This window comes from Novosphingobium gossypii, from assembly GCF_050433305.1.
GTDB lineage: Bacteria > Pseudomonadota > Alphaproteobacteria > Sphingomonadales > Sphingomonadaceae > Novosphingobium > Novosphingobium gossypii.
Map to the genome: position 1 here is coordinate 13,661 of NZ_JBNPXM010000014.1, position 26,928 is coordinate 40,588.

At 64.6% G+C, this 26,928-nt stretch carries 26 protein-coding genes; 18 read left to right on the forward strand and 8 right to left on the reverse strand.

The features are described 5' to 3' along the window. Window positions 1-163 precede the first annotated feature (163 nt). From GGR40_RS19240 to GGR40_RS19255, 4 genes are all read left to right on the forward strand, one after another. Entirely contained in the window at window positions 164-637 is a 474-nt protein-coding gene (locus GGR40_RS19240) for an RNA polymerase sigma factor (protein ID WP_429277949.1), read from the forward strand. Next, window positions 630-1,634, forward strand: a complete 1,005-nt coding sequence (locus GGR40_RS19245; protein ID WP_429277866.1) for a FecR family protein — start codon at window positions 630-632, stop codon at window positions 1,632-1,634. Before GGR40_RS19240 ends, GGR40_RS19245 begins: the two co-directional genes overlap by 8 nt. 69 nt (window positions 1,635-1,703) lie before the next feature. Beyond that, window positions 1,704-4,274, forward strand: a complete 2,571-nt coding sequence (locus GGR40_RS19250) for a TonB-dependent receptor domain-containing protein (protein WP_429277867.1) — start codon at window positions 1,704-1,706, stop codon at window positions 4,272-4,274. Between the two features lie 32 nt (window positions 4,275-4,306). Continuing rightward, the gene (locus GGR40_RS19255; RefSeq protein ID WP_429277868.1) at window positions 4,307-6,406 is read left to right on the forward strand and encodes an Atxe2 family lasso peptide isopeptidase; all 2,100 of its coding nucleotides are present in this window, start codon (window positions 4,307-4,309) and stop codon (window positions 6,404-6,406) included. Here GGR40_RS19255 and GGR40_RS19260 read toward each other — a convergent pair. The 8 genes from GGR40_RS19260 to GGR40_RS19295 all read right to left on the reverse strand — a co-directional run bounded on the left by GGR40_RS19260 (window position 6,403) and on the right by GGR40_RS19295 (window position 13,113). Beyond that, complete coding sequence (locus GGR40_RS19260; protein WP_429277869.1) at window positions 6,403-8,169, reverse strand: asparagine synthase-related protein; 1,767 nt, start codon at window positions 8,167-8,169, stop codon at window positions 6,403-6,405. The two genes, GGR40_RS19255 and GGR40_RS19260, sit on opposite strands and share 4 nt — an antisense overlap. Further along, on the reverse strand, window positions 8,166-8,822 hold the full coding sequence (locus GGR40_RS19265; RefSeq protein ID WP_429277870.1) for a lasso peptide biosynthesis B2 protein: 657 nt from the start codon (window positions 8,820-8,822) through the stop codon (window positions 8,166-8,168). The genes GGR40_RS19260 and GGR40_RS19265 overlap by 4 nt, the downstream gene beginning before the upstream one ends. A gap of 419 nt (window positions 8,823-9,241) precedes the next feature. Continuing rightward, complete coding sequence (locus GGR40_RS19270; protein ID WP_429277871.1) at window positions 9,242-9,361, reverse strand: benenodin family lasso peptide; 120 nt, start codon at window positions 9,359-9,361, stop codon at window positions 9,242-9,244. Between the two features lie 374 nt (window positions 9,362-9,735). Then, window positions 9,736-10,329, reverse strand: a complete 594-nt coding sequence (locus tag GGR40_RS19275; protein WP_429277872.1) for a GntR family transcriptional regulator — start codon at window positions 10,327-10,329, stop codon at window positions 9,736-9,738. Further along, complete coding sequence (locus GGR40_RS19280; RefSeq protein ID WP_429277873.1) at window positions 10,326-11,249, reverse strand: phytanoyl-CoA dioxygenase family protein; 924 nt, start codon at window positions 11,247-11,249, stop codon at window positions 10,326-10,328. The genes GGR40_RS19275 and GGR40_RS19280 overlap by 4 nt, the downstream gene beginning before the upstream one ends. Before the next feature lie 15 nt (window positions 11,250-11,264). Next, the gene (locus GGR40_RS19285; protein WP_429277874.1) at window positions 11,265-11,951 is read right to left on the reverse strand and encodes an acyl-homoserine-lactone synthase; all 687 of its coding nucleotides are present in this window, start codon (window positions 11,949-11,951) and stop codon (window positions 11,265-11,267) included. 56 nt (window positions 11,952-12,007) lie between these two features. Further along, window positions 12,008-12,769: a LuxR family transcriptional regulator gene (locus tag GGR40_RS19290; RefSeq protein ID WP_429277875.1), complete on the reverse strand. Its 762-nt coding sequence runs from the start codon at window positions 12,767-12,769 to the stop codon at window positions 12,008-12,010. A gap of 143 nt (window positions 12,770-12,912) precedes the next feature. Next, window positions 12,913-13,113, reverse strand: a complete 201-nt coding sequence (locus tag GGR40_RS19295; protein ID WP_429277952.1) for a hypothetical protein — start codon at window positions 13,111-13,113, stop codon at window positions 12,913-12,915. A 27-nt stretch (window positions 13,114-13,140) separates the two neighbouring features. On the opposite strand from GGR40_RS19295, the gene GGR40_RS19300 reads away from it, so the two are divergent. From GGR40_RS19300 to rlxS, 14 genes are all read left to right on the forward strand, one after another. Further along, a complete protein-coding gene (locus GGR40_RS19300; protein WP_429277950.1) occupies window positions 13,141-13,473 on the forward strand; it encodes a hypothetical protein in 333 nt (110 codons plus the stop codon). Next, window positions 13,379-13,906 (forward strand): DUF2285 domain-containing protein, encoded by a 528-nt coding sequence (locus GGR40_RS19305; protein ID WP_429277876.1) that lies wholly within the window; start codon window positions 13,379-13,381, stop codon window positions 13,904-13,906. Before GGR40_RS19300 ends, GGR40_RS19305 begins: the two co-directional genes overlap by 95 nt. 132 nt (window positions 13,907-14,038) lie before the next feature. Then, on the forward strand, window positions 14,039-14,251 hold the full coding sequence (locus GGR40_RS19310) for a helix-turn-helix domain-containing protein (protein ID WP_429277877.1): 213 nt from the start codon (window positions 14,039-14,041) through the stop codon (window positions 14,249-14,251). 1,058 nt (window positions 14,252-15,309) lie between these two features. Next, entirely contained in the window at window positions 15,310-16,512 is a 1,203-nt protein-coding gene (locus GGR40_RS19315; RefSeq protein ID WP_429277878.1) for an ArdC family protein, read from the forward strand. Further along, on the forward strand, window positions 16,509-16,943 hold the full coding sequence (locus GGR40_RS19320) for a DUF2958 domain-containing protein (protein ID WP_429277879.1): 435 nt from the start codon (window positions 16,509-16,511) through the stop codon (window positions 16,941-16,943). The genes GGR40_RS19315 and GGR40_RS19320 overlap by 4 nt, the downstream gene beginning before the upstream one ends. A 122-nt stretch (window positions 16,944-17,065) precedes the next feature. Continuing rightward, window positions 17,066-19,570, forward strand: coding sequence for a ParB/RepB/Spo0J family partition protein (locus GGR40_RS19325; protein WP_429277880.1), 2,505 nt, complete (start codon window positions 17,066-17,068; stop codon window positions 19,568-19,570). A 337-nt stretch (window positions 19,571-19,907) separates the two neighbouring features. Further along, entirely contained in the window at window positions 19,908-20,117 is a 210-nt protein-coding gene (locus GGR40_RS19330) for a hypothetical protein (protein ID WP_429277881.1), read from the forward strand. A gap of 228 nt (window positions 20,118-20,345) precedes the next feature. Next, window positions 20,346-20,546: a hypothetical protein gene (locus tag GGR40_RS19335; protein ID WP_429277882.1), complete on the forward strand. Its 201-nt coding sequence runs from the start codon at window positions 20,346-20,348 to the stop codon at window positions 20,544-20,546. Between the two features lie 1,031 nt (window positions 20,547-21,577). Beyond that, window positions 21,578-21,898, forward strand: coding sequence for a DUF736 domain-containing protein (locus GGR40_RS19340; RefSeq protein ID WP_429277883.1), 321 nt, complete (start codon window positions 21,578-21,580; stop codon window positions 21,896-21,898). A 330-nt stretch (window positions 21,899-22,228) separates the two neighbouring features. Then, entirely contained in the window at window positions 22,229-22,459 is a 231-nt protein-coding gene (locus GGR40_RS19345; protein WP_429277884.1) for a helix-turn-helix domain-containing protein, read from the forward strand. After that, window positions 22,456-23,040: a S26 family signal peptidase gene (locus tag GGR40_RS19350; RefSeq protein ID WP_429277885.1), complete on the forward strand. Its 585-nt coding sequence runs from the start codon at window positions 22,456-22,458 to the stop codon at window positions 23,038-23,040. The genes GGR40_RS19345 and GGR40_RS19350 overlap by 4 nt, the downstream gene beginning before the upstream one ends. 59 nt (window positions 23,041-23,099) lie before the next feature. Continuing rightward, window positions 23,100-23,948: a transglycosylase SLT domain-containing protein gene (locus tag GGR40_RS19355; RefSeq protein ID WP_429277886.1), complete on the forward strand. Its 849-nt coding sequence runs from the start codon at window positions 23,100-23,102 to the stop codon at window positions 23,946-23,948. Between the two features lie 216 nt (window positions 23,949-24,164). Continuing rightward, complete coding sequence (locus tag GGR40_RS19360) at window positions 24,165-24,581, forward strand: hypothetical protein (RefSeq protein ID WP_429277887.1); 417 nt, start codon at window positions 24,165-24,167, stop codon at window positions 24,579-24,581. Window positions 24,582-24,865: 284 nt separating this feature from the next. Next, window positions 24,866-26,851, forward strand: coding sequence for a relaxase/mobilization nuclease RlxS (gene rlxS, locus GGR40_RS19365; protein WP_429277888.1), 1,986 nt, complete (start codon window positions 24,866-24,868; stop codon window positions 26,849-26,851). Window positions 26,852-26,928 lie beyond the last annotated feature (77 nt).

A 26,928-nucleotide genomic window follows, 5' to 3' on the forward strand; every position in this document is an offset into this window, starting at 1 on the left:
GCTTATCTGAGGAGCGCCGGCACGTGGAATTTGCTCTAACAATCAGGCTAGTGGGACCTAGGGCGTGCCGGTCGCGCTAGGCTCTGGCGCTGCCAGAATTTCGGCCGACGATCCGCTGCCGCCGCAGCACGATCGTGCAAAGGCTCGCCGGACGTCATTGGAAATGCTGTACCGCAGGGAACGCTCCAGGTTGCTGGGTTTCGTACGAACGGCCACCAGAAACGCAGAAGCCGAGGACGTCGTCCATCGCTCTTTTACGCGGCTGCTTGAACGTGAGGAAGACAGCGTCCTTGAACGACCAGAGGCCTACCTGCGGCGCACCGCTCGTAACATCATCATCGACGATGCTCGACGTGAAATTCGGTCTTCCGCAGCTTTGCATGTTCCGGCCGAGGACACTCCGCTTTGCGATGGTGATCCAGTGGCGGCACTTGAAGCCCGTGATCGGCTGCGCCGCATCGAGGAAGCCGTGAGCCGTCTCAAACCGCTGACCCGACAGATATTCATAGCATGTCGCGTAGATGGGTTTAGTCATGCCGAAGTAGCCAGCCAGACGGGCCTGAGCATCAAGGGGGTCGAAAAGCAGATGGGAAAGGCCATCAAGCAACTCAGCCGGCATTTGCGCGCCCATGACTGAAGCGGGCCGAGGCGACATTTCGGAAGACATCTACACGCAAGCGGGTCAATGGCTCAACCGCCTCGATGCTCGCGAACCAGGCGTGCAGGCAAAGATCGAGCAGTGGCTGGCGAGCGATCCGCGCCACCGCGTGGCCTACGATTTCACTTCGCGGTTCCTGAAGGACAGTTCAGGCCTCAATGAAACCGCGGTCGGTATTGACGGACGATTGCCTTTGGCACCGTTCTACCTGCGGCGGCGTACGCATGTCATGGCGACGACAATCGCGATGGTTCTGCTCGCAGGAACGACGACAGCCTTCCTGGCCGGACGCGAGGGGCTTTCCATTTTCGCGCCCAGCGCCCGGGCGGCGACGTATGAGACAACGATCGGCGAGGTCCGCTCCGTGGTGCTTGGGAACGGCACCCGGCTGACGCTCGATACCAACACCCGGCTTTCCATCGGGCCGGTTGGGCGCGCGTTGCGCATCGAGATCGTGCGTGGACGTTTTCGGGCCGAGACGGCGGACAAGGCGCAAACGTTCGTCGTTGTGGCCGGACAGGAAACGGTAAGGGTGAAAGGCGCCTCGTTCGATGCAGCAAGCATATCCAAGGGCATCCGGCTAATTGCAGTTGATGCGCCGCTCGAACTCGGGCCGGAGGATGAGGACCCATCGACCCAGGTTCTGGCACCCGGCGCACGCGCACCTCACGGCGCGATCGATCCTGCGATGCCAGATATACGGTCTGACGAGAACTGGGTCACGGGCATGTTGACGCTCGATGCTACCCGGCTCGATGAAGCGATCACCGCCATCAATCGCTATAACACCGTGCAGATAAGGTTGACTGATCAGGGTCTGGCGTCGCGTCGGATAAGCGGTGCATTTCGTGTAGCCGATCCGCAGACTTTTGCCGCAAACGTTGCAAGACTGCTCGGTGTGCGCACCCACATATCCGCTGGCGAAATCGCGATATCTCCTGCCGACGGTAATTCGGCAGCTTTGCTGAAAAAATAACCGGGGGGCAAACTCAACCCCCGTCGTCTCTCCTGAAACCGGCCGATCGAAGGCTTGAGGGGGGACGAAATGCAGAAGAGAAACTTTGCCCTGTCGCTTTGCATCGCGACGGCGGGCATCGCATCCATGACGACGATCCCTTCTTCGGCAAGCGCTCAGCCAGCCGCGATTTTGAACGTCGATCTTCCGCCGCAACCCTTGGCAACGACGCTCAAGGACCTTGCCGTGCGCTATGGGCAGACAGTCCTGGCAAGCGATGAAGTGGTCGCCGGACGTATATCATCGGCGATCAAGGGACGCTACGATCTGGAACAGGCCTTGCGCATCGCCATTCAAGGCACGGATCTTTCCATCCAGAGCGCTTCGGAGGGGTACCTGATCGTTGCTCGGCAGGGCGCTGGCAAGGCTGCAGATGACGGCGAACAGGAAGCAATCCTCGTGACCGGAAGCCGGCTGCGCGGCACGGAGCTGGCGACGCCGATTACCGTGCTGGACAGCCAGGCTCTTCTCGATACAGGCTTTGCTGACCTTGGGGAAGTCGCCCGTAGCCTTCCGCAGAGCTTCGGGGGCGGGCAGAACCCAGGGATCGGCCTCAACGTACCAGGTGCAGCTGGCGCCAACGTGGGAGGTGGATCGACGGTCAACTTGCGGGGTCTGGGCAGCGACGCCACGCTGACGATTCTCAACGGTCGGCGCCTGCCGTACGATTCCGCCATGCAGGGCGTGGACATCTCCGCAATCCCCGTGGCAGCTGTCGAGCGCATGGAGATCGTCGCCGACGGGGCCTCGGCAGTTTACGGCTCGGACGCGGTGGGTGGCGTTGTCAACATCATCCTGCGCCAGGATTATGAGGGCTTGGCAACGCGAGGCCGCGTCGGTTTCGCTGCCGGCGGCGGTGGCCAGCAGCAGCTCTACAGTGTTCTTGCCGGTCATCGCTGGCGCGGCGGCGGCATGTTCGTGACCTACGAGTACGGGCGCAACAGTGTACTGACTTCGAACGAGCGAGCATCGACCCGCTCGCATCCCAACCTGACGCTCCTGCCGGGCAGCAGACGGCACGCGGTGGCTGCGCACTTTCATCAGGATCTTTCGGATCGTCTGACGATCGAAGCAGACGCCCTCTACAACACCCGTCAAAGCTGGCTGAGCTACCCCATAAACCCGGCATCGGATCTTGACGTCAGCCGGGTGGACCAAAGCTTCCGGTCCTACTCCCTCGCGTTGGCCGGTGCCCTCCACTACCAGATGGGACAATGGGAGCTGTCCGCTGCGGGCACATACGGCACCGGTCGAAACGACCTGTCCGCCGAATACGCCTACAACAACCAAGTTCTCATCACGTCGGACGCGCGCTACGCGAACACGACAAAGTCAGGGGAGATTTCTGCTACCGGCCCCTTGTTCGGATTGCCCGGCGGCGATGCAAAAGCGGCGACAGGCTTTGGCTTTCGCAACAACGGTTTCGAAATCTATTACGCGACGGCAAGCTATCTCAATGCCACACCCAGTCAGAGCAGTCGTTATGCCTTTGCCGAACTCAGTCTGCCGCTGATAAGCCCCGAACTTGCCATACCACTCGCGCGCAAGCTCATTGTGAGTGCCGCTTTGCGCCACGAGGACTATGACGGGGTGGGCCATGTCACGACGCCAAAGCTTGGCATCATCTTCTCGCCGGGAAGCGCCCTGGACCTGAAGGGCACATGGGGGCGATCCTTCCGCGCTCCCAGCTTCTACGACCGTTATCTGGCCCAAAGCTCGTCCTTATACGGGGCCGCACGTCTGGGCGGTGCCACATCGTCTCCGAACGCCACGGCGCTGCTGCTCACGGGCGGCAATCTCGATCTCAAGCCCGAGCGTGCAAAAAGCTGGTCAGCCACCGCGAGCTTCCATCCAGAGGCGCTTGGCGGCGCACTTTTCGAAGTCACCTACTTCTCGACCCGATATTTCAATCGCGTCGTGACCCCGATCGTCCTGACCGCGCAATCGCTGAGCGATCCTCTTTATGCGGCTCAAGTCATCACCGACCCGAGTGCTGAGGCGTTGGCTGCAGCGATCGCGGTATCCGACCGTTTCAACAACTTCGCAGCCGCGCCCTACGATCCCGCCAATGTCGTCGCGATCATCGACAATCGCAACGTCAACGCTGGGCGGCAAACCATTAGCGGCGTCGACGGTCGCGTCGCCTACAAGCGGTCGATCGGCGGCGGCACGGCGACGTTCGATCTGAATGCCACTTATCTCTCGAGCAAGCAGCAGCTTGCCCCAGGGCTGCCGGTGGAAACGCTTGCCGGCAAGCTGTTCAATCCGCCGCACTGGCGCGGGCGCGCGAGCGCAGCCTGGGATGGCGGCGCATTGCGGCTTGTCGGGGCGGTCTCCTATCTGGGAGGGATCATCGACAGCCGCGCCGCTCCAGTCCGCAAGGTGCGCGGCATGACCACCGTTGACCTCGGATTTCGTTACCGCTTCGATCGCGGGGCAGGCGCTCTCGATGGTCTCGAGATCGCCGTGAACGCAAACAACATCTTCAACGTGCTGCCAGCGCCAATAGCGGCAACGCTCTATTCAGACACTCCGTACGACTCGACCAACTATTCTGCTTTGGGACGGGTTGTATCCTTCGACGTGACCCGCAAGTGGTGATCGCCCTAAAGGGAGCAGCGACTACCGCTGCCATGGTCCTGGTACTGGGACTGCCTGGTTGCTGTCACGCTGCCACGCCGTGCAGCGACCTCCTGCCATCGGCTGTTGGGGCGGTCAAACCGGAGCGGGAGATCACGCCCGCCGATCTCGTGCGCCTGCGACAGATCGGCCCCATGCTCCCGATGCGAAACGAGACGTCGGCGTTGGCTTTGTCCCCCGACGGGCAGCGCCTCGCCTTTGTTATCACCCGGCCGGATCCGGCGACCAACACGCATTGTCTTGGCCTCGCGGTGATGGAACTCAGGCAAGCCAGTTCGTCTTCGCCGCGGCTGGTTGACGCGGGCGGTCAGCTGATCCTAGGCTCGCAGGAGTATCGCGGTCAGGTCTGGAGCATCGGCTATCCGCGCGTCATCACTCCGCGCTGGTCTCCCGATGGCCGTTCGATTGCCTGGTTGCGGCGCGACAGGAACGTGACCCAGGTGTGGGTCGTGACAGCGGGAATGGATACATCCGCATCTGAAAAAGCACGACAAGTGACTTTTTCCGGCACCGACGTCGACGAAGTCGCGTGGCTCCCGGATGGGAAGGGCCTTGTCTTTGCCAGCCGCAGCGGTTCTGCGAGGGAAAAGGCAGAGCTCGCTGCCGAAGGACGGCGAGGATTTCACTACGACGATCGCTTCGTGCCGATCATGTCCTACAAGCCTATGCCGAGTGCTGCGATACCCTGGTCGACGTACCGCGTGGAGCTCGGCGACTTGGCCGTGCGCCCCGCTACTCCCGAAGAAGCCGCGCTCCTGCCGCCCGACATGCTCGGCAAAATGCCAGCGCCACCAGGTGCACGCGGCAGGGATGGCGCGCTGGCGCTGACCCGTCGCAGCACGGCCAACCCGTTCAGTCCGCTGATCCTGACAGCATCGACCCGTGCGGGCAAGATGGTGACGTGCCAAGCTGCCACATGCCGTGGTGGTTTTGACAACGTCTGGTGGTCGAGCGAAGGGCGCGCGGTTGTATTCCTGCGCAAGGAAGGATGGGCCGAGGGCGATACAGCGCTCTATAGCTGGGTTCCCGGCACAGCCAAGCCAGTGTCCCTGCTGCGCACCCGTGATCTTGTGAGCAATTGTGTGATGGCATCGGCATCGCTCGTGTGCTTGCAGGAGACCGCAACCACGCCGCCGCGGCTCGTGGCGGTCGATCCACGGACGGGCGGCATGGAAGTGCTCTTCGACCCCAATCCGGAATTCGGGGCAATACGATTTGGTACGGTGCAACGTCTGGAGTGGCAAAACGAGGAGGGTGACGAGGTACGCGGTGATCTCGTCCTTCCCCCCGGGTATACCCCCGGCAAACGCATACCCTTGCTTGTCACCTCGTATCTCAGCAACGGCTTCCTGCGTGGTGCGATGGGCGACGAATATCCTATCCACGCCTTTGCCGCAGCAGGCATCGCGGTACTGAGTTACAACCAGCCCCTGATCCGCAATCTTGCGGATCCCAAGCTCGACACGGTGGCCAAGGTCCAGTCAGATGGGACGCGAAGCTGGAGCCGGCGCCACGCCGTCCAGTCTGCGGTCATGACCGGCATCGACCGGGTCATTGCGCTGGGTATTGCAGATCCCGATCGGATCGGCATCAGTGGGCTCAGCGACGGTTCGAGTACTGTTCAGTTCGCGCTTATTCACACACGGAGGTTCGCGGCCGCGGCGATGAGCACCTGCTGTCTGGAGCCCTGGGCAGTGAATGTCGGATACGGCCCGGCCTTTGCACGACTTCTGCAGGGACAGGGATGGGGGCGCCTAACCGCGAACGATACCGCGTTCTGGAAGGAGGGCTCGCTTATACAGAATGCCTCGGCGATCGACACACCGCTGCTGATGCAACTTGCCGACCACGAGTACCTTGGCGGCGTAGACGTCTTCGCGGCTCTGAAGGAGCAGGGCAAGCCTGTTGATCTTTATGTCTTTCCGGACGCCTTCCACTGGAAGTACCAACCCGCTCAGCGGCTCGCGGTGTACCAGCGAAACCTCGACTGGTTCTCGTTCTGGCTTCGGGACAGGATCGATCCGGACCCTGCCAAGGCCGGGCAATACGCGGTCTGGCAAGCCCTGAAAGCGCACCGCGCCCAGTCCCGCTAAACGCGGCACGATAGCCACGCCTCGACCTGGGACAACTGCAACAGTCGATCGTAGGAGGTTCCGATTGCCACACTATCCGCTCGCGTCACGGCATCGATGGCGGCTACATCGAGCAGCCCGCGCCGCCGCAGTTCGCCATCGAGCAGCATGGCGCGCACCGTCGTTCGATGCTGGGCGTAAATCTCGGCGACATAGCCATCCGGCGAGCCTTTCGTCTGTCGCATTGTCACCTCGGGTGGCAGCCGCTGTTCGAAAGCCTGCCTGGCGATAGCGCGATTGCGCCCGCCCTCGTACCACCACCAGCTCGGCACTTTGAGGCAGGCCTCCACGACAGGAACCGTCGCAAGCGGACTGGCCTGCCGCCTTGGGCTCATGAGGTCGCACTCCTCTGCCCACCCTTGCGCTGCTGCGATGAGCGCAACATGAGCAGCTTTCCCGGTCTCGGCTCCTGGCGGCGGGACCAGCCAGGGATGGCGGGGGGAGGGCGCACGCCACGCGGCAGCGTCGCTGCTGAGAAATGCGATTTCCGGCTGCCAGCGAAAAGCGGGAGAGCGGCGGAACCGTCGTACAAACGCCCGCCGCAAGACTGTCCACAAGCTCGTCTGGGACAGGGTGGCAACCGAACGACCGGTTGCGAGCGCTGCACCCAGTCCCTCGCACCGGAGCGCGTCGGTCACTGGAGCAACAGAGTAGAGACCGAGAAAAACGTTGTCGCCGCCACCGCCGTCGATGACCAGGTCGGCGCCGCAATGCGTCACCGCGCGGTGCACCGCTGCATTGGTGCCTTGCATGAAGATCCGGCTGCCCGGATTAGGCTGTCCTGCGCTTTCGCTCCGGGAAAGGTTGATGTCTGCGAGCGACCACTCGATCTCGGCAAGCTGTATACCAAGCCGATCCGCCACAGCACGCGCGAATCGCCGCTCGTCCCCGGCTCCGTCCCGCCGCACCAGATTAACGCCACTGTAAGTCCCTCCCAGCGATGAAAGCGTGGCAGCAAGGATCGATGAGTCTATGCCTCCCGACAGCAACAGGAGCGCATTGTCACCGTTCTTTCGGCATCCCGCGATAGCCGTGAAGATCGCCGCCCGCACCCCGTCGCGTGCCTCTTCATGCGTCTCATACCATTGGGCCTTATGCGCCCGCGACCACGGCGTCCAGGCGCAGCCTTCCTGCAACCGACGCCGTCCCGCGTTCCCGGAAATTTCAAGGGTGTTTCCACCCGGGATACTGCGAACTTCGGCGAGGCAGGTTTCGCGCAAGGAAAGCCCCGGCCAAACAAGGCGGTGGGCGAGCATCGCCGTATCGACTTCGGGCCGGGGGAACCCAGCCAGCGCCAGAAGCGCGACATCGGAAGCAAGCGCGATGAGTTGGTCATCAGCACGCCACAGACAGGCCAGCCTCCCGAATGGCGAGCGCACGACTTCCACGCAATCCCGACCTTCTGCCTTCAGGACAGCGACGAAACTGCCCCAGTTCCGGGCAAGCAGATGCTCGGCGCGTCCGAGAACCTCGCCGGCGAGAGGCCCAGCTTGCGGACTGGTGCTCTGGCCGGCAGGCTGGCGAGCATGAGTCTCGCCAAGGATGACGCCATCTATGCCGACCAGTACGGGCAGGTTCGGGGTGGCAAGGATCAGCAGCCCCGGCTGATGATGGCAGGGTACCAGCCCCGCCTGTTGGCACTTTGCCTCGACACAGGCGCTTCGTGCCTCGAAATCGGAAGCAGCGCTCCTTTGGCGGACCAGCGCAACAAAGCGATCCATCATACGATCCGTATCGGCACGAAACGATCCACATTCTCGGGATCTTCACCGATCGGCCGGCCCTGCGCCTCGACCCAACTGTGAGCGCCAAACGGCCCCAGTTTGACCCCGAAGACGAGGTGCGCAGCGACGCCACCATGGCTCAGGTCCGACATGATCGCCATCGCCGTTGGCAGACATCGCCCGGCGGTGCCCCATAGCAGCGCAGCATGCCGGTGCGCCTCCTCGATCCTCGAGAGGACATCTACCGGCGGGTCCATCATCGCAGATGACTCCTGCAAGCCAGACAGCGTCGCAATGTTGTGTGCGAGCGGCTTGGTCCGAACGCGCCGGGTCCAGCGCACACGACTGAGCAGTGCCTGGGCGACGCTTGCCGGCCGGAGCTTTCGTTGCTCTGCGCGATTAGGGCGGGGGGCAGCGTCAGCGCGCAGCGGGCAGGGCCGGACAGGGCCGCCTCCTTCCGCTACCAATATTCCAATATCGATGAGCGCGGTTCCGTCGTGCTCATCGATCTGCCCTCGCTCGACCAGGTCCCCGAACGCCGTGTCCAGACGCGATTGAAGGCAGAAGTACCGGTCCCCAAAGATGTCGAGGAAGATCGACTGCTCGCCGATGCGGCAAAACGTCACCCCTGGACGCATACCATAGTTGGCCATGATCTAGTCCTTCGTGATGGCGTGCTAAGTGTCAGGTGGACTGAAGTACGTCCTCGTCACACTCTCGCGCCCGACATTGCGATTTCTGGTTTCGCTTAGTTCAGCCCAGGCCGCAGCGCCGCCTGCAAGGTGTCTGAGTTTGCACTGCCATGCGGCAAAAGATCGATCCGGCAGGAGCGGGGGGTGCTGCCGGGGTGGCAGGCGCGCTCATGCGCTGCAGTGGGGCCACGATCGAGCAACCGCAGTGTCACTTGCAGCCGGCAGGAGCGCAACCTGCAATTGCGACAGATTCGTCGAGCTGGCCTGCGTTCTGATCGAACGGCAGGCGGGTGGGCGCTGGCCAGCTGCTGGAAATTTCCCGCCGCTCGGGACGAGGCGATATGGCGCGCAACCCTGCGGGCTGCGCGCCATACTCGATGTCAATCGTCGGAGAGGCCTGCCTGGGGGCTGCCGATGCCGACATCGTTCTGGTTGGGAAGCAGGCCCTTCGTTTCGATGCTCGCAGTGCCGAGCTCGGTCACGGTATCTTCGCGTTCCATAGTCTTGCTCCTGTCATCACCGGTAAGATCACCGGCAACTCAAAGGCTATGATGACGAGATCACTATCCAAACTTTATACGCCGATGATATGGCGAATGTCGCAACGTGGCGCCTTCCCCTGGCAGTGACGGAGAACGTGCAGGTCCGTTCCCGACGATCGCTACCGCGTAATTGCACCGAGGTTCTGAACCGGCTTATAGAAAAGGAATCGCGTTCGTACGGCGCTCGCCGTGCCGATCGAGCGTCTGCACATTGCCAAGGTGCTGCGCGTCGCGTCCTCGGCGATCATACGCGGCCCAACTCGCAATGCCGCACCGCCTCGCCAAAGTTGCGTGTGGCGACGCTCTACATCATCCAGGTCTTCGCCGCCGATTCAATCGTGGTAGAGCAGGCGCACGAGCTGGCTCGCCCGGGCGCATCGCCGCCGCACATAGGCGGAAACCAGCCGCCGTACGAGCACGCGGTCGGCTTGCCTCATCGCGGCTTCAAGCTGCAGCAATTCCTCTCCTGCATCTTCCAGAACGGCGACCTCACGAGCCCGGATGGCGTGCAGACGGTCATTGCATCGCTGCATGGCGCCGCGATGTTCGCCATTGCGCGAGGCACTGGCAATTACATTGAAGACAGTGGCACTCCTCTCGGCGTGGCCGCCTGCCGCTTTCGGCCACGCAGTATCGAGGCGAGACGGCGATCGCAGCGCAAGCTGCCCAATTTCCCCGACCCAGCACAGCACGTCTTTGAGCGACACGCTGTCGACAAGCGGCAGCGAAAAGCCGCTGCCCTGCCTGGCATCGACAAGCCCTTCTCCCATCAGGCGATTGAGAGCCTCGCGAACCGGCGTCGTGCTCGACGCAAGCTGCGGCGCAATCACGGTGGGATCGAGATGAGCGCCTGGCCGCATGTCTCCACTGACGACCATGGCGCGAAGATCCTCGTAGACCCGTATTGCGGTGGGACCGGCGTTCATAGGAGGGGGTCGCCTGATGTAGCGGCCGCGGCTCCATGATCCTTTGCCGACATACTGCGGGCGCTATCTTGCATGGCGTTGACGAGCGCGACCTGATCAGGACGAAGCGCGTCGACGGCGCCGCGTGGTGCGTCAGGGTCTTCGCCTGCCGCCAGCAGTAGCGAAGGACATTGGCCTTCATAGTTGCCAAGGTTGGGGCGATGTTGGCGGTAGCCCACCAGACTGGCCAGCGCCGGAGAGAAGTCTTTGGCAAGGTGGGGCGGATATGCAAGGAACTGGTTTTCGTAGGTTTTGAGCCAACCCAGCGAATATCCGATCACGATACCGCGTCGCACCATGTCGGTGCGATTTTCACCCGCCGCATGGAGCGTTGAGCCAAGGAAAACAAGGGCCGAGCCGGGCTGCAGCGCCGGGGTTTCCGGTTCGCTCGCTGGCATCTCAGCGAGTGCGGCTGCTCCGTGCGAACCCGGCCACAATTGTGTTGCTCCGTTCTCCGGCGTAAAGGGGACCAGCGGCCACATGACATTGACGAGGTATTCGATCTCGCCTTTTGCCGCTGGCCACATATCCTGGTCGCGATGCGGCAACTGCGCCGACGCTCCGGGGTGTATCGCTATCGCCTGAGTGGTGTTCAGCTGGATGCAGTCAGCGTTTGGCATCAACACCCCCTCGACGATATCCAGAATAAGGGCGTTGCTCACCAGCGATTGCGCATGCCGGGATCGGACCAGCATTCTGCCAAACCGCTTTGTCGTCTCGCCGTAGAAGCCGCCAGTGCCAAAAGGCGTCGCCGCAAACCGGTCCGCAAGATCGGCATCCAGTTTCTCGATCGTCTCGGCGGGAAGGGCGTCGGGAACGACGCAGAAGCCGCGCGAGAGAAGGCTGTTGAGATGCTGCCTGGCGCTTTGCTTTACTGTCATGGCCTTCGACCTCCCTCACGCTACACGCTTCGAGGCGGGCTTCGTCGCGACCGCCGTCGCAGGCGCGCCCGAACAAGGCGCGCTTTCCAAGGTCACCACATTGTCTGCCACCGCGATGCCCCGAGCAGCCAGCCGTTCTGGTGTGAGGGGATCGATCGCTATTTGCATCGCGATCAGCTCCTGGCGGCCCATTCGCCGAGCAGCGCCAAGCGGCTGGCAGTCCCAGCCGAATTGCATGATCTGGCGGAACCAGGACGTCTCGGCGATCGCGGTATAGGTACGAATGCCATTCGCGAGCGCATGGCCAACGAGCGCGCATACCAGTGCGTCGCGGACCTCGCGCCGCGCCGCCGTACGCAAGCCGCGATCGAGACAGAATCGGGTGATCTCGAAAATGTCGGGGCCGCGCGGGACCTTCTCGTCGCACAGCTGGGCATAGAACTCACCGAGGATATGCTCACGGGTAGTCGGCAGCAATCTCGCCGATCCCCGGTGCGCGCACGTGCCGTCCGCGAGGATGACATAGCGGGCGCGCTCATCGTCGAACTGATCGAGTTCGTAACGTCCATCGAGTATGGGAACATCCCACTTGAGAAGGTCGACGAAGACGGATTTGCGCGCCTCGAACATCGCAAGAAGGGTCTTCGTTTCCGCTGTCCTTTGAGCGAGATCGAGATCGGCGATCGACAGGATGTGTACCATGGGCCTTGCCTCCGGTTGCTGGTGACCGAAGCATCGCGCCAGGAGGAGTTCTCGTACTACCCCCAGAAATGGGGGTGGCGTCTTCGCATGATCTGGGGAAGCGTGATGGTTCCGTCGAGCAGCGTTCGGATAACCAACGATGTCCGTTTGTTCACGCCATAACGCCTCAGGGCTTCATTGATATGGCCGGTAACCGTATCCGGGCGAAGACCCAGGATTATGGCGATTTCGTAATCGCCTTTTCCGCGCGCCACCCACAGGACGCACTCGCGCTGGCGATCGGTCAGGCGAGAGCCGGGCGGGACGGGAACGATGGGCGACGTGGTTGCCAGGCTTCGCGCCGCCGCGAAGGCGTGGTCGCCCAATGTCTTGGCGAGAAGCAGCATCTGCTCGGGAAGTGCGTGGCCGGTCTTCACGACGAATGTCACCGAGCCGCGAGCCTCGCCCGGTATGTTGGCAGGAACCGTGAAGCCGTCGCCGATACCTTGCTGGCGTCCGAGATCGAGCATGGCCTTGTCCCCGCGGGTCATCGGGATCATGGCTTCGAGCTGAGACCAAGGGAAACCGAGGTTGGTGAGGTGGCTGGCGCGGTGCACCGGATCGCAGAACACCAGAGCCTGGCGGTCATAGTGCTCGACCCATTGCGGCGGATAGTTGTGCACACGAAACGCCGTATGCCCGATCTCGGCGCTGGCGACATGGTGCGTCAGCGCAAAGTTATGAAACCCCATCTCCAGGGTTGCGTCAGTCAATGCGCCGGCGAGGTCCTCGATGCTATCAACTGCCTCGAAGACGCGCACATGGCGCATCATCATCATGGTCTGCGTGCCCAAACGTCGATGTCGCGACCAGCGGCGGCATCCTTTGGTTGCCGAACCCCGTTAATCGCCCTTTCTTCGTCGGTACCGCCGTTTCCGTTCTCAAGCAGGTCAGCGATGTCGTTTATCGTGTCCACAGCGTATCATTCGATGTCCGTGACCGAAAAGACGAAAACTGGCGCGATTACAAAATTTTCACTGTCATTTTCGAACTCGTCCAGCGTGACTTGTCCGACGGGGGTGACCGTTCTTTGACGCTGCCCGGAACCGGTGACGATGATCCAGAACGGGACGTGGTCCCATCCGAATTCCCGGACTGGTCTGCGCGTGGCGCCTACGACCATCTGGCTCGTATCGACCGCGCCGGCCTGATGTGGGAATGGCTGCGACGGGATAGCGGCTACATCGCGTGGCATGTGAAGGCGAGCCGGGCGACCACCGGCAGCTTTCCCGACCCTTCCGCGTGGGGGGTGCACTTTTGCCGAAAATCCGGACCGGGACGCCCGCTCGGCCCGGGTCCTGTGGCGTGCCGAATTCGACCCTGGAACACTTGTGTGCGAAGCGGTCCCGGTCGAGACCTCTTATCCCGGCGCCATGCGGCCTGCCGCAATGGCGCGCTGGCTGACCGTTGTGCCCGGCGCCAACGGGGCCGAACATGGCGTGCTCACACACGGCGGCCACCGCGTTCGCCTGGATTTGCCTAAGGGTCATCTTTGCGGTCAGGATGCCGTCGACCTGCGCTTTGCGCTGGAGGGGCTCGCGGCCGTCGAGGACAGCCTGCTGCCCCTCCAGAAGCTGACATCGTTCCTGCGTCACGGCCGCTTTACCTCCAGGCTGTGCAGAGGCGACACCGCCGTCGTTCGCGGTCTTGTTCTCCTTCAGGTCCGGGACGGGCTTGTACAGGGCGCGAGCCAACGCGATCTCGCCGCCGTCCTGTTTGGTACGGCCCGGGTCGCTGCCGAATGGAACGGCGCCTCGGACTCGCTCCGCTCGCGCGTGCGCCGGCTCGCCCGTAATGCTCAGGCGATGGCGCGTGGCGGCTATCGCCAGCTTCTGGGCGGTGGGCAAGGGGATCGCAAAGCCCCGTCAACAGGTGCTGGTCTCGATCCCTGGGGTCCCGGTGCGAATGGCACCTGAAAAGCTCTTTAGGGCACTCGCGGGCGCCTGTAGTCCCTTCGACAGGGACGCTACACTCGCCTTCTGCCGCTGCCTGGCAGGAGGGTCGGCTATCGCCGTACTCACCGGGTGGCCGGGCCTGGAGGAGGCTTAATGGTCAAATACGACGACAACACCTTGAACGGTCCCGCTGCGGCCTTCCCCATTTCGGTGCGGGTACCCGAAGCCTGCCGTCTGACCGGGATCGGTCGGTCCAAGCTTTACGAATTGATCGGCGAAGGCCGTATCGAGACCGTCAAGATCGGCAGCATGACCCTGGTATTGACCCAGAGCCTGCGAAAGCTGGTCGAGGACTCCCGAACCTGAATGCCGATGCTGGAGGCGAGCAGATAAACAGCAGTTGCAGCGGCTCAATTGATGCTCCGCGGCGTTCGCGTCATGAGTTTTCCTGCCAAGCTGCCATGCCCAAACTTGTCGCAAGAACGAGCTGGTCTCGGCGCCGAGGGTGAGTTGGCGAAGTAAATTAGTGTGGCGGCTGCTTCCGGCGTGTCATGGGGCAATCGGGCAATGCGGTACCGGTATGGCCTTGGTCGAGGGACTGGATCGTCCTTTAGGTACGCATAGGTGTCGCTCTCCCGGTATCCTGCGTCCGGCCCGCGCTGTCAGCGTTCCTGATTGATCCTCAGTCCGTAATCTAGCCGTCCTGTGCATCGCGGTGACTATCGTGAAGCAGTTTTGCACCATCGCCTGGCCAACGATGCCGGTTGGATGCGGCATCTCAGCGAGACCATCATCCGGATGGGCGATTTCAGGCCTGGATGCGGACCAGTCTTGAGATCGATCTCGATAGCGCAAGGGCGCCTCGCAACGTTCCGGTGCGACCGCGCTCCAGCTCGTTCGCGGCCGGGCTGAACGCCCCCTGCGGGCCGCTCACGGAGCCCGGGCTCCACGCTTCCGCATGGATCCCGGCCGTTTGGTGGCGATCGCTGGCGCGGGGCGAGGGTCCGGCTGTGCCGGCCCCTCGACGCGGACGCGCGGCGATGCGGCGCGGCGCTTTTGGTAGGCCTCCCGGTCAAGCGCGGGTGGCCGCGGCTCCCGTCTAGGCCCGCCCGCGCCGCCTGCAAGCCGCCCGCTTTCGCTCCTGCGGCTCCTTCGCTTCGCTGCGGTCCTGCGCCACCCCGCCGCTGACGCGGCCGGGGCCCCGGCTTGGATGCACGGCGGCGCTTGCCGGCGGGCCCTGAACGTTCGCTTCGCCGCCCACCCCCGCTTTTTGCGGGGAGGCCATGGTGGTTTTTGGGCGGGGCAGGAGGTGAGCTATGCGCAGGACCCGTATGTCGCGCTCCATTGAGGGGCACCTTTCCCGTGATCTCGATTCCGCTGCATCCGGCAAGGTTCGGCCCGGACCCCGACGCCGGGGCGTGGTCATGTCAGTTGAACCCGGTGAAGCGGACCCCGGGTGCGCGGACGGTGCCAATTTGGCGGCGAACCCGCACGGCACCCGCCACGAAACTCGTGACGAGCCAGAACAGGACGCCTTGAATCGCGAAGCGCGGCGAAATGGCAGGGCGGGGCGCGCCGCAAAGCGCGCGGACGCGGCCTCGGGCGCATCACGCGGCGATCTCTATGACGAGGTGACCCGGCGGATCGTCAGCGAACTGGAAGGTGGGCGCATCCCGTGGGTGCAGCCGTGGGCGAATGCGCCGGACGGATCGCGACCGACGCCGGGTCTTCCGCGCAACGCCGTGACCGGGCGGCCATACTCCGGGATCAACGTGTTGATCCTGTGGGGCGCGGTCATCGAACACGGCTGGGCCTCGCAAGGCTGGCTGACCTTCCGGCAGGCGCTGGCCGCAGGTGGCGCCGTGCGCAAGGGCGAGAAGGGGACGACCGTCGTCTATGCCGACCGCTTCACTCCCGAAACCGAGCGGCAGCGCGCCCGCGATACCGGCGAGGACGCGCGTACCATCGCCTTCCTAAAAAGGTTCACCGTGTTCAACATCGCGCAGTGCGAAGGCCTGAGCGAACGATCGGGTGCAGGGCCGGGGAAGGGCTCGGACGGCATCGGCTCTGAACCTGTCGCGCTTCCTGACCGCGAGATCGTTCCGGTCGCCGAAGCGGTGATCGCCGCCAGCGGGGTGGATTTGTGTATCGGCGGTTCCAAGGCCTACTATGCGCCGGGTGCGGATTTTGTGCAGGTGCCGCCTCAGCCGCTCTTCCACCAGCAGATCAACTATTACCGCACGTGCCTCCACGAACTGACGCACGCCACCGGGCACGCATCGAGGCTGGACCGCGACCTGACCAATCCGTTCGGCTCGAAGGACTATGCCCGCGAGGAACTCATCGCGGAAATGGGTTCGGCCTTCCTCTGCGCCTCGCTCGGCATTTGCCCGACGGTGCGTCATGCCGACTACATCGGCGCGTGGCTCGAGGTACTGCGCGAGGACAACCGCGCCATTTTCCGCGCCGCCAGTGCTGCAAGCAAGGCCGCCGACTGGCTGCTGGCCCGCCATCGCGCACGTGAGACAGATATCGCGCCCGATGCCAGCGCGGATGACAAGACGTCGACCCCAACCAGCATTGACGAGCGTGTCAGCGCTGCAGATGCGGGGAGGGCCGTGGCATGAGCCTCCTGACCCCCTCGCTGCGCATGATGCTGAAAAGCAATGCCGAACGCTCGCTCCGGCTCGGGAAGGTCGATCCCCTGCCTCTGGCCAAGCTGTTCAATCCCATCGGCAATGCCGTATGGATCGCGACCGAACTCTACGACGACGGCGATACCCTGTTCGCCCTCGCCGACCTTGGCCTCGGTGAGCCGGAACTGGGCTGTTTCAGCCTTGGCGAGATTTCCCGCATCCATCTGCCGCTGGGTCTCGGCATCCAGCGCGACCGCGCCTTCTTCACCCGGCATCGCCTTTCGGTCTGGCACGCGACCGCGTGCCGCACCCGGTCCATCCGCGATGCCGAAGTGCTCCTCGCCCGCTCCGCCTTCGCGGGGCGGTGGGAGGCGCCGATTCCCCCAATCAGCCCCGGTACCGGCAAACGGTCCGGCGGATGAAGCCGGGCGGCGCGCCGTCTCTGCGCCTCATGCCGAACGCCGCGCCGCCCATCCCAGCGTCCAGTCGCACACACCTTGTTCGCGCGGCTGGGCATTCACCACCCGAAGAGGAGTGCACCGTCATGCGTCTCGAATTCATTTCGCTCACCCAGCTTACCGTCAGCAAGGCCAACATGCGCCATTCGCGAAAGGCACCCGACGTTTCCGATATACCGCCCACCGTGCGCTCGCGCGGTGTCATCCAGCCGATCATCGTGCGGCCCATTGCCATGCCCGCTGGTTCAGGCAGAGCCGCCACGAGCGTGAGTGAAAGCGGCGGCGAGGGCGGCGCCGACCCGGTCGCGAACGCGGCTTCGAACGCGAACGGGGCCTTGGCGGCGAAAAGTGGCGGCGGCTCGATGATCACCCAGAACCCGCGTTTCGAAATCGTCGCAGGCGCGCGGCGCTTTCATGCAGCCCAGATCGTCGCGCGCGAACGCTGCGAGTACAAGGCAGGCCCTGCGCCTGCTTCGACCGAAGCGGCAGATAGCGCCGATACGTGCGCCGTCACTGGCACCGTCACTGGCGCTGGCGCAAATTCTGGCACAGGTGCTGTCACGGACATCGCAGGGGGAAGCGTAACCGTTGCCGCAGATGGGCCCGGCGTTGATAACGGCGGCTGTCGATCGAATGTCCCTGTGGCTGCAGGCGTCGCTGCAGCTCAATCATCCGCGCCGCCGGATACAGGCCACGACGCAGACCCGGTCGCCGCCGCGCAGCTGATCGCCTGCGCCATCCTCGACGAGGGCGATGATGCCGATGCCATCGAGGCTTCGCTCATCGAGAACTGCGCACGGCTCGAACCCGACGAGGTGTCCCGCTGGGAAGCCTTCATCCGCCTGGTGAAGGAAGGACGCCGCCCCGACCAGATCGCGGCGACTTTCGGCATGCCCGATCTCGCGGTCCGCCGCATCCTTGCGCTCGGCAACCTCCTGCCGCGCATCCGCGATCTCTACCGCCGCGAAGAGATCGATGCCGGAACCGTGCGTCACCTGACCCTTGCCTCCAAGAGCCAGCAGAAGGCGTGGCTTGCCCTGTTCGACGATCCGCAAGGCTACGCGCCGCGCGGCCATCAGCTGAAAGGCTGGCTGTTCGGCGGGCAGTCGATCCCGGTCCGCTTCGCCCTGTTAGAGGCGGAGCAAAGCGGCCTTGCCGTCGTCGCCGACCTGTTTGGCGAAGACAGCTACTTCGCGGACGCCGATGCCTTCTGGGCCCTGCAGAACACGGCCATCGAAGCCCGACGTGCCGAGTATGTGGATGCCGGGTGGGGCGATGCCGTCGTCCTTGCGCCGGGCAGTCATTTCCACTCATGGGAATACGAAAAGGTCGCCAAGCGCAAGGGCGGGCGGGTCTATATCGAGGTGCGCGCCAACGGCGAAGTGATAGCGCACGAAGGCTACCTGACCAGCCGGGAGGCGGCCTGCCTCCATAAGCGCGGCGGCGGCGGGCAGGCCGTGGAGGTCGGGCAGGACGCGGGTGCCGCGCGGCCCGAAGTCAGCTCGGTCACGGGCAGCTACCTTGATCTTCACCGCCATGCCGCGGTGCGCGCCGCATTGCTCGATGCGCCATGGGTGGCGGTGCGGCTGATGGTCGCGCATGCCATCGCCGGCTCGCCGCTCTGGAGCGTCCGCGCCGAGCCGCAGGCAAGCCGCAGCGATGCCGTTCAGGACAGCGTCGCCAAGTCATGGGGGCAGGCCGTCTTCGATGTTCGGCGCCGCGCGATCATGGACCTGATGGGCTATGATGCCGACACTTCGAGCGTGACCGGTGCCTACACCCATGGGCAGGCTCTCGGCACGATCTTCGCGCGCCTGATGGCCCTCACGGAACCTCAGGTCTGCGATATTGCTGCCGTCGTGATGGGCGAGACCCTTGCCGCAGGAACCCCGATCATGGAGGCCGTGGGCTGCGAACTCGAGGTGAAGATGGAGCGGTGGTGGGAGGCCGACGCGGCCTTCTTCGATACCCTGCGCGACCGCGAGGTGCTTCTGGCCATGCTTGCCGAAGTGGCGGGCAGCGAGGCAGCCGCTGCCAATGGCAGGGAGAAGACCAGCACCATGAAGACGATCATTCGCGACTGTCTCGAGGGCAATGGCGGGCGGGACGGTCGCCATGGCTGGATACCACGCTGGATGGCGTTCCCCCCGGCGACCTATACCGCGCGTGGAGGCGTGGGCACCGTCGAGGCTGATGCACGCGCGCAGGCCGAGATCGTCGCGAGGACGGCAGACGAAGGGCATCGCGGTTCCGGCGGTCCAAATCATGATGAGGTCGGTGATGAGGTCGGTGATGGTAATGGCGGCGCTGGTAATGGCGGTGCCGGTGATGGCGGGGCTGGTGCTGGCGATGCAGGGGGGCGTGATCGGACCAGCCACTCGGGAAGTATTTCGAAGAGCGATCTGCCGTCCGCCCCGAACGGCAACGAAGCCCTGCCGGACACTGACGGCGGCGGGCGGGGGGACGCTGATGGCACCGCGCCCGAGCCGGGAGCCGGGACAGGGCCCCGAACAGGGTCTGGCACAGGCGGCGGAGCCGAACCGGAAACTGGACCCGGACCACATAGCGGAGCCGGCAGCATGGCGGCCTGATCCGGGGTGAATTACACTCCCGCCGCTTCGTGCGGCGGGAGTAACCATGTCTCTTGCGTAATCGCTCCCATGGCTTGCACCTCGCGCGCCATCGGCCCGGTCGCCGCCCATAGGGGCTGGCGATCGGGCCGATGGCGCCGTGCGTTCCGGGCCATGCGGCGCCGGCGTGCCTTTGAAAAAACCAGCGGTATCTGCACCTTTCTGCGCGCCACTTGCGATGTGGTGATGCCGCTGCCACAGGACCGGTGCAAGCCGCATCGTGCGTTCGGGCCGCATCGCGGCGGGGCTTGCAGCGCGCTGGCCGCCGGGGACCAGCGGCGAATGTGTAGGGGGCACGATGACGATAGTTCGGGATATCGAGAAGCTCGTGACGCGACTGGCGCCATCGCCGGTGTGCGACGAGTGCCTGGCCGATACGCTGGGGCTTTCCGTGCTCCACCATGCCGATCAGGCCGCGCGCCAGCTTGCCGGGATGAACGGTTTCGAGAGGCGCAAGGATACCTGCGGCCTCTGCGGTGAGGTTCGCATGGTGTCCGCGAAGCGCTAGGGCCGCGTTGTCCATAGAGCAGCACGGCGTGCCGCGCTGTTCGGAAGGTGCGGCACCGCCATGACGGCACCAAGTGACAAGGCTGTGCGGCCGCGCTGTGGACGACGGACCATCCCGGCAGGTCAACCTTCATCCTGCCAGTACACAGGGACTGGGTATCTATAGGGCGTGGAAAGTGCGGAAACGGGGCGTGGACAGGGCAGGAGGGCGGGGCCTAAGGCGCAGCCCATGAGTATCATTGCGACGATCATGAATACGGCCACCGGCCAGCCCATCCAGAAGCTGACTTTCGAGCGCATGCCCAAGCCCTGGGTCACCTTCCATCTCGCCACCGGCGAGCAGGTCACCGCCGATCGTGTCCACGTCGGCAAGCCCGCGCCGGGCAAGTTCCTCGCTCCCGTCGAGGTATGGTGCACCCCCAAGTCGTGACGGCCCTTGATCCGGGCCGGGCCGACTGGAATGCCTCTGTTCAACACCTGAAGGAATTGCTCGATGGCTGGTGAGGGATGAACACGCCTGTCCGTTCCGGGTAACCGGACAGGCAGCTTGGGCGCCAATCCATTTCCGCCCTAAGCCCACGTGCAGGGTGCCCGGGTTCCTGCCGCGACAGAAGCACCCGTTCGCCCCTGCGACGGCCTGACGAGCGACGGCGTGACCGCGCCATCGGGCGACGGCGACCGAGTGAACGGTGATGAAGGACCTCGCCCTCATCGGGGCGCGGGCTTGCTCCTGACTTCGATATGGCTGAGCGGCAACACCCCGCACATCGACGGGTACCATGGCGACAGGAAGGCCTCCGGCATCGCGGGCGGAAAAGAGCCCGCGGCCCGTCCTCGATCGTGAGGTCAGGCCGCGCCTCGCCTCGTCTCGCCTCGCCCCGTATCGCAGCCGCCGTCGTGGAATCCGCCAGCCTTGCCTCGCGTGGTTCTGCGCGCAACGATCCCGTACAGGGGGATCCGGCAACGAAGGCGCGAAGAGGCTGGGACAGCGACGACGGCATGCCCGCGAGGGTCCGCTGCGAACATCAACCGGCTTTTTTGCAGCCTGCCATCAGTCTTGCCGCAATTCGTGACCGGCACGGCGACCAAGGACGGGCGGGCGAGGTGTCCGAACGCAGGACCAGACATGTTCACGAGCCCTGACGTGCGCTGCGCAGTTGATCTTGCCGTGGCGGCGGGCGGTCTCCATGCCTAGGGCTGTATCTCGCGCAGCGCCATTTCCGGCTCCTAGTGGCAATCGACCTGGGACAGGGTCCGGTCCTCGTGAACCATCGCTCGACCCGTTTATTTCCCCGCCCGCGAAGCGGGCTCCTCGCGCACGCTTCGCGTTCCAAATAAACTGGTCGGCTCCGGTCCTTCGCTGCGCTGCGGCCCTGCGGGTCACCAGTCCCGTCCCCTGTCCCTGACGGTCTGCCATCGCCCGGAAATGGTTCCGGCGAATACAACTTGAGGAGACTTACAATGGCCGCAATCGGATATGTCACCCGCGATGGTCGCAGCTTCAAGGGCCAGCTTCGCACCCTGTCGATCCGCGCCGAGATCGAGATCACCCCCAACCCGCGCAAGTCCGCCGACAGCCATCCCGGCTACCGGGTTACCTCGGGCGGGGTTGAAGTCGGGGCCGGGTGGCTGCGGCGCAGCGAGACCTCGGGCAACGACTACGTCTCGCTGTCCCTGGCCGCCCCCGAGTTCGGGCCTCGCCGGCTCTACGCCAACCTCGGGCGGTCCGCCGGACAGGACGATGAGGACGCCTTCGCCATCATCTGGAACCCCGCCGACTGAACCTGCAGACCCCGCGCCGGCTCCGGCGCGGGGTCATTCCTTGCCAATGTGCATCCCCGGCATTGAAGCTGGCGCACGTCCCGCAAGCAGGCGGAAAAATCCATCGGCTATGCCATCGCGCAGCATGCCAGGGGCAACGGAGCCAGCATTCTTGCGCTGATCGGGCGCCGTCCGAGAGGCCGATCATGGAAACGAGAGGCGCGAGAATGGTGAGGGGGGTCGTTTCTGGCACCCCCTCGAATTCGACCCTGACGGTTCCGTGCCTAGCGCTGCATTCCGGGTGTCGCAGCGGATCGGTACGGTGCCGTCCCGCGCTCGAGGACAACCCCCATGGCCAATCGCGAAGATGCGGAGTATTCCCGCAGGACGAAGAACGCGTCTCCCTATCTCGATACCGAGCAGGCGGCGCTCTACCTGAAGATTTCGACACGCCTCTTGAAGCGTCTGCGCCGGCGCGGCGACGGACCTGTGTTCCGCATGCACAGCCGCTACATCCAGTATCATATCGATGAACTCGATGCCTGGAGCGAAGCCAATTCCCGCCGGGAGATCGAGCGATGAGCACGACCCGTACGTCACGCTCGGAAGCCCCGCTGCGCGCCTGGGGCGAGGCCCTTCGCGCGCGCCGCGCCCGGCAATTTCGAGTTCGCAAGGCTCTGCTTCCCCTTGGTGTGCTGACGGGCGCATTGGTGTGGACCACGTTGTCGCCGCCAGCGCCCCGGCTGGTCTGGAACGCCAGCGCAAGCGCGCCTACGGGCCTCTACGGCGTGCGCCCCGGTGCGCAGATCCGCACCGGCGACATGGTCATCGCGCGCCTTGCCAAACCCTGGCGGGATCTGGCGGCAGCACGGCGTTACCTGCCGTCCAACGTACCGCTGGTTAAGCGTGTCGCCGCGGGCCCTGGCCAGGAGGTCTGTGCGCTTGGGCCCTTGCTCTATCTCGATGGAAGGCCACTGGCGCATCGTCTTGCCTGGGATCGGGCAGGCCGTGTGATGCCCTGGTGGCAGGGGTGCATGAGGCTCGGGCAGGGTCAGTATCTCCTGCTGATGGCTGGCAACCGGTCGTCATTCGACGGCCGCTACTTCGGGGTGACGCAACGCACCGAGATCATCGGTCGCGCAAACCTGCTGTGGGCGCGATGATGGTCCGCCGGACGCGCTTGCCGGTCGCGCTGGTCTTGCCTTTCATCGGCCTCGCACTGGTGGCAGCACCATGTCTGCCGGTTCGCGCCGAGGTACCGGAAGTGGGTCCCGATGTTGCGCGTTGGGAGCCGATCGTCGATGCGGCGTCGCAACGGTTCGGCGTTCCGGCAAGCTGGATCGAACAGGTCATCGACGCCGAAAGCCGGGGGCGTACCGAAGTGGACGGTCGCCCCATCCGCAGCATCAAGGGCGCAATGGGATTGATGCAGCTGATGCCGGGAACCTGGGCGGAACTGCGCCGACGTCTTGGTCTTGGAGACGATCCCGACCATCCCTACGACAACATCATGGCGGGCACGTACTACCTGGGCTGGCTTCACGATCGTTATGGCTATCCCGGATTGTTCGCGGCCTACAATGCGGGGCCCGGGCGTTACGAGAAATACCTTGCAGGCACCCCGTTGCCCGCCGAGACGCAGGCCTACCTAGCCCGGATTGCGGGAGGCCTGGGCGGCGCTTCGGCCTCGATGCCACCCGCCGCTGATGACCCCAGCAGGTCCATGCTGTTCGTGACCTCGCGGCCACAACCTGTTGATGCCGTCCGTGTTGACGCAGGTCGTTCAGGCGGCCCCGGCATGCTCGTTGCCCCTGACCGTCAACGTGCACAAAGCGTCCTCGGGTCCGTCGGAAGATCAGTGCCCAGCGATCCTTGGCGCGGTGATGCCGTGCGCGGCGATCCCATGCGCGGCGATCCCATGCGCGGCGATCCCATGCGCGGCGATCCCATGCGCGGCGATCCCATGCGCGGCGATCCCATGCGCGACAGGGCTAAGGGTGTGGAACCTGTGCGCCGTGTCGATCCGCTGTTCGCGGTGCGACAAGGTGGTGGGCCCGACGGTGCGCCCTGACGAGAGGGAGAAAAGCTCGTCAGTCACCTCCAAGTATGACGGGCGCTGCGCTGTCTATCAAGGCCCGCGGGTACCCCCCAATTTGCTGCGCAAATCGGTTCCCCCCACGTCCGCTGCGCGGCTCTTCGCTTCGCTCATCGGCCCTGACAGCCAGCGCACCGCCCGTCCCGAGAGGACTGTTCCCACAACCCGGGACAGTCACTCGAGGTACTTGTCATGCATATCGATCGCACCGTTGCAGTTTCGAACGCATCCGCGGCATCCGAAGGCCGCATCGCTGGCCCGAACGGAGTATGGGATGCTCTGGTCCATGGGCTCGAGATCGAGTTCGGACACGGAGTATCGCAGGGCCTGGCAGCGCGGTTCCTCGACGCCGAGGAGTGCGATTTCCTGTGGGACGCGCGCATCGCCGAACGCTGGATCGGGCAGTACGACAGCGCCTTCGAGGAGGCTGTCGAGCTGGACCGGATCGCGGTCCTGGGCAGCACCGGGAACGGCGCCGACTGGTTCGTTGCGGTGCTCATCGTCGATGGCGAAGGCGATCCCCACGGGATCATCGCGCGCAGCGATTTCGTCGATCGGTGCGAAGCCGAAGCCGCCTGGGTGCTGGCCGGAGGAATGCGCGCCATGTGAAGGCCATCCGATCGGGGGGCGTCGTCCACACGGCGGCGTCCCCCGGTCTTGGCCCACGACAAGGTTGGGTCACGACGAGGGTTCGGAGGTAAGGAGCCAGGCCCGGGACGCGGGTAGCGGCGGCGTCGGGGATACTGGCAGGAAGGGAGCGGAAGAAGGGGGCCAACAAGATAAAAGCTGTGTCTCTTCGAGCCAGCAACGCGTTGTCTGCACATCGTTTTTGAGGGAGATGCGAGCGTCTGCCGCCCGGCTTTGCGAGACGGATCAAACGAGGGGCATATGCGATGCCCGATGACGATTTCGAGCCCCGACTCGGGCGCCATGGCAACGCGGGCAGGGGTGGCAAGCGCTACGCTGGCCGCGTTGTGGTCGCCGCCGGCCTCAACGGTCCAGGCAAACCACGCGCCGCGTCCCGGTTCACGGGACGCAGGATTGGTCGCGGCGCGAGTATCGGCAGGCTTCTTTCGACACGCGATTCGTTGGCGTCTCTCAGAGCCCGGCGCGTGGTCGTCAAGACCAGCCTGGTGCGCCTGCGCGGGCGAGGCCTCGGAGCGGCCCGCGCCCACCTCAAATACATCCAGCGCGATGGCGTAACCCGCGAGGGAAATCCGGGTGAACTCTACGGGCCTGAGCGCGGTGCCGGCGAGGGCGGGGATCTGGGGCCTGACGCGAAGATCGACGGCCGCAAATTCCTCGCGCGCTGCAGCGAGGATCGCCACCAGTTCCGCTTCATCGTCTCGGCGGAGGATGGCGACAGGTACGAAGACCTGAAGCCGCTGGTGCGGCGGCTGATGGGCGAAGTCGAAAAGGACCTTGGCACCCGCCTCGACTGGGTCGCCGTCGATCACCACAATACCGGTCATCCGCACACCCATATCGTGCTGCGCGGTGTCGACGATGCGGGCAAGGACCTCGTGATCGCGCGCGAGTACATTTCCAGCGGGCTTCGCGAGCGGGCTATCGAGCTCGTTACCCGTGATCTTGGACCACGGCTGGACCACGAGATCGAAGCGCGCCTTTCCAGCGAAGTGGACCAGGAGCGGCTGACGAGCCTCGACCGCCGGCTGCTCGCCCGCATGGACGACGAACGCTGCGTGACGGCCCGCTCGAACGATCCCGTGTTCCACGCTGCCGAGACCGGGCGCCTCCGGACGCTTGAGCGCATGGAGCTTGCCGAGCTGGTCGGGCAAGGCACCTGGCGTCTTCGCGACGGGATGGAGGGGACGCTGCGCAGCATGGGCGAGCGCGGCGACATCATCCGGCTCATGCAGCGCGAGATGACCCGCGTCAGGCTTGAGCGCGAGCAGCAGATCCATACGCCCGACAAGGGTGTCCTTGTCGGGCGCGTGGTGTCACGCGGTCTCGACGACGAACACCGCGATCGCCATTACCTCATCGTCGATGGGACGGATGGACGCTCGCATTATCTCGATATCGGAGCCGGGAGCGGGGTCGCCGAGCTTCCCAGAGGTGCGCTTGTCCGTGCGGTGCCGACGATCGCACAGATCCGCGACATCGACCGGACGATCGTCGCTGTCGCGACGGCGAACGGCGGCGTCTATTCGCAGGATCTGCATCTCGGCCATGACCGCACTGCAAGCCGGGCGTACGCGCAAACGCACGAGCGCCGCCTCGAAGCGATGCGACGCGCAGGGATGGCAGGTCCTCGCGCTCTCGACGGGCGCTGGGTCATTGCCGGAGATCACCTGAAGAAGGTCGAAGCCTACGAAGCCAGACTTGTGTGCGACCGTCCGGTTTCGGTGGAGGTTCTCGCAGCGCAACCGCTCTCCGCGCTGGCCCGAGCCGATGGCGCGACCTGGCTCGACCGGGAACTGACTTCGGCGACCATCGATGCCCCGCGGGATGGGGGTTTTGGGCGCGAGCTGCGCGGTGCATTCGCGTCCCGGCGCCAGTGGCTTGTCGCGCAGGGTCTGGCAACCGACGGGCGCGATGGCTTCCAGCTGAAGCGCAACGCGCTGGCGCTGCTCCAGCGCCGCGAGCTGCTGCGGGTCGCTGCGGGACTGTCCGAGGAGCTGGGCAAGGATTTTGTCGAAGCGCGGCTTGGCACCCGGATCGAGGGCAGGATCGCGCGTCGGATAGAGGGGATTTCAGGCAGCTTTGCCCTCGTGGAGAAGAGCCGCGAATTCACGCTGGTCCCGTGGCGCTCCGTCCTCGACCGGCAGATCGGCAAACAGGGTGGTGGTCTGATGCGCGAGGCCGGCATCAACTGGCAGTTTGGGAAAGGCCGGCAAGGCCCCGAAATTGCATGACCGCGGTTACTGCGGAAGCTGGTACGCCGCCGATGCCGGAACAGGGATATTGGGCCAGTGATGCCGCCTCCGGCATG

Bases quoted from the DNA above. Each gene is read 5' to 3' on its own strand.
- GGR40_RS19330 (WP_429277881.1), top strand. From the start codon at position 19,908: ATGACGATAGTTCGGGATATCGAGAAGCTCGTGACGCGACTGGCGCCA.
- GGR40_RS19275 (WP_429277872.1), bottom strand. From the start codon at position 10,329: ATGAACGCCGGTCCCACCGCAATACGGGTCTACGAGGATCTTCGCGCC.
- GGR40_RS19260 (WP_429277869.1), bottom strand. From the start codon at position 8,169: ATGATGGATCGCTTTGTTGCGCTGGTCCGCCAAAGGAGCGCTGCTTCC.
- GGR40_RS19265 (WP_429277870.1), bottom strand. From the start codon at position 8,822: ATGGCCAACTATGGTATGCGTCCAGGGGTGACGTTTTGCCGCATCGGC.
- GGR40_RS19350 (WP_429277885.1), top strand. From the start codon at position 22,456: ATGAGCACGACCCGTACGTCACGCTCGGAAGCCCCGCTGCGCGCCTGG.
- GGR40_RS19335 (WP_429277882.1), top strand. From the start codon at position 20,346: ATGAGTATCATTGCGACGATCATGAATACGGCCACCGGCCAGCCCATC.
- rlxS (WP_429277888.1), top strand. From the start codon at position 24,866: ATGCCCGATGACGATTTCGAGCCCCGACTCGGGCGCCATGGCAACGCG.
- GGR40_RS19250 (WP_429277867.1), top strand. From the start codon at position 1,704: ATGCAGAAGAGAAACTTTGCCCTGTCGCTTTGCATCGCGACGGCGGGC.
- GGR40_RS19285 (WP_429277874.1), bottom strand. From the start codon at position 11,951: ATGGTACACATCCTGTCGATCGCCGATCTCGATCTCGCTCAAAGGACA.
- GGR40_RS19305 (WP_429277876.1), top strand. From the start codon at position 13,379: ATGGCGCGCTGGCTGACCGTTGTGCCCGGCGCCAACGGGGCCGAACAT.
- GGR40_RS19340 (WP_429277883.1), top strand. From the start codon at position 21,578: ATGGCCGCAATCGGATATGTCACCCGCGATGGTCGCAGCTTCAAGGGC.
- GGR40_RS19290 (WP_429277875.1), bottom strand. From the start codon at position 12,769: ATGATGATGATGCGCCATGTGCGCGTCTTCGAGGCAGTTGATAGCATC.
- GGR40_RS19315 (WP_429277878.1), top strand. From the start codon at position 15,310: ATGTCAGTTGAACCCGGTGAAGCGGACCCCGGGTGCGCGGACGGTGCC.
- GGR40_RS19255 (WP_429277868.1), top strand. From the start codon at position 4,307: ATGGTCCTGGTACTGGGACTGCCTGGTTGCTGTCACGCTGCCACGCCG.
- GGR40_RS19345 (WP_429277884.1), top strand. From the start codon at position 22,229: ATGGCCAATCGCGAAGATGCGGAGTATTCCCGCAGGACGAAGAACGCG.
- GGR40_RS19310 (WP_429277877.1), top strand. From the start codon at position 14,039: ATGGTCAAATACGACGACAACACCTTGAACGGTCCCGCTGCGGCCTTC.
- GGR40_RS19325 (WP_429277880.1), top strand. From the start codon at position 17,066: ATGCGTCTCGAATTCATTTCGCTCACCCAGCTTACCGTCAGCAAGGCC.
- GGR40_RS19240 (WP_429277949.1), top strand. From the start codon at position 164: ATGCTGTACCGCAGGGAACGCTCCAGGTTGCTGGGTTTCGTACGAACG.
- GGR40_RS19300 (WP_429277950.1), top strand. From the start codon at position 13,141: ATGTGGGAATGGCTGCGACGGGATAGCGGCTACATCGCGTGGCATGTG.
- GGR40_RS19245 (WP_429277866.1), top strand. From the start codon at position 630: ATGACTGAAGCGGGCCGAGGCGACATTTCGGAAGACATCTACACGCAA.
- GGR40_RS19320 (WP_429277879.1), top strand. From the start codon at position 16,509: ATGAGCCTCCTGACCCCCTCGCTGCGCATGATGCTGAAAAGCAATGCC.
- GGR40_RS19270 (WP_429277871.1), bottom strand. From the start codon at position 9,361: ATGGAACGCGAAGATACCGTGACCGAGCTCGGCACTGCGAGCATCGAA.
- GGR40_RS19280 (WP_429277873.1), bottom strand. From the start codon at position 11,249: ATGACAGTAAAGCAAAGCGCCAGGCAGCATCTCAACAGCCTTCTCTCG.
- GGR40_RS19295 (WP_429277952.1), bottom strand. From the start codon at position 13,113: ATGGTCGTAGGCGCCACGCGCAGACCAGTCCGGGAATTCGGATGGGAC.
- GGR40_RS19360 (WP_429277887.1), top strand. From the start codon at position 24,165: ATGCATATCGATCGCACCGTTGCAGTTTCGAACGCATCCGCGGCATCC.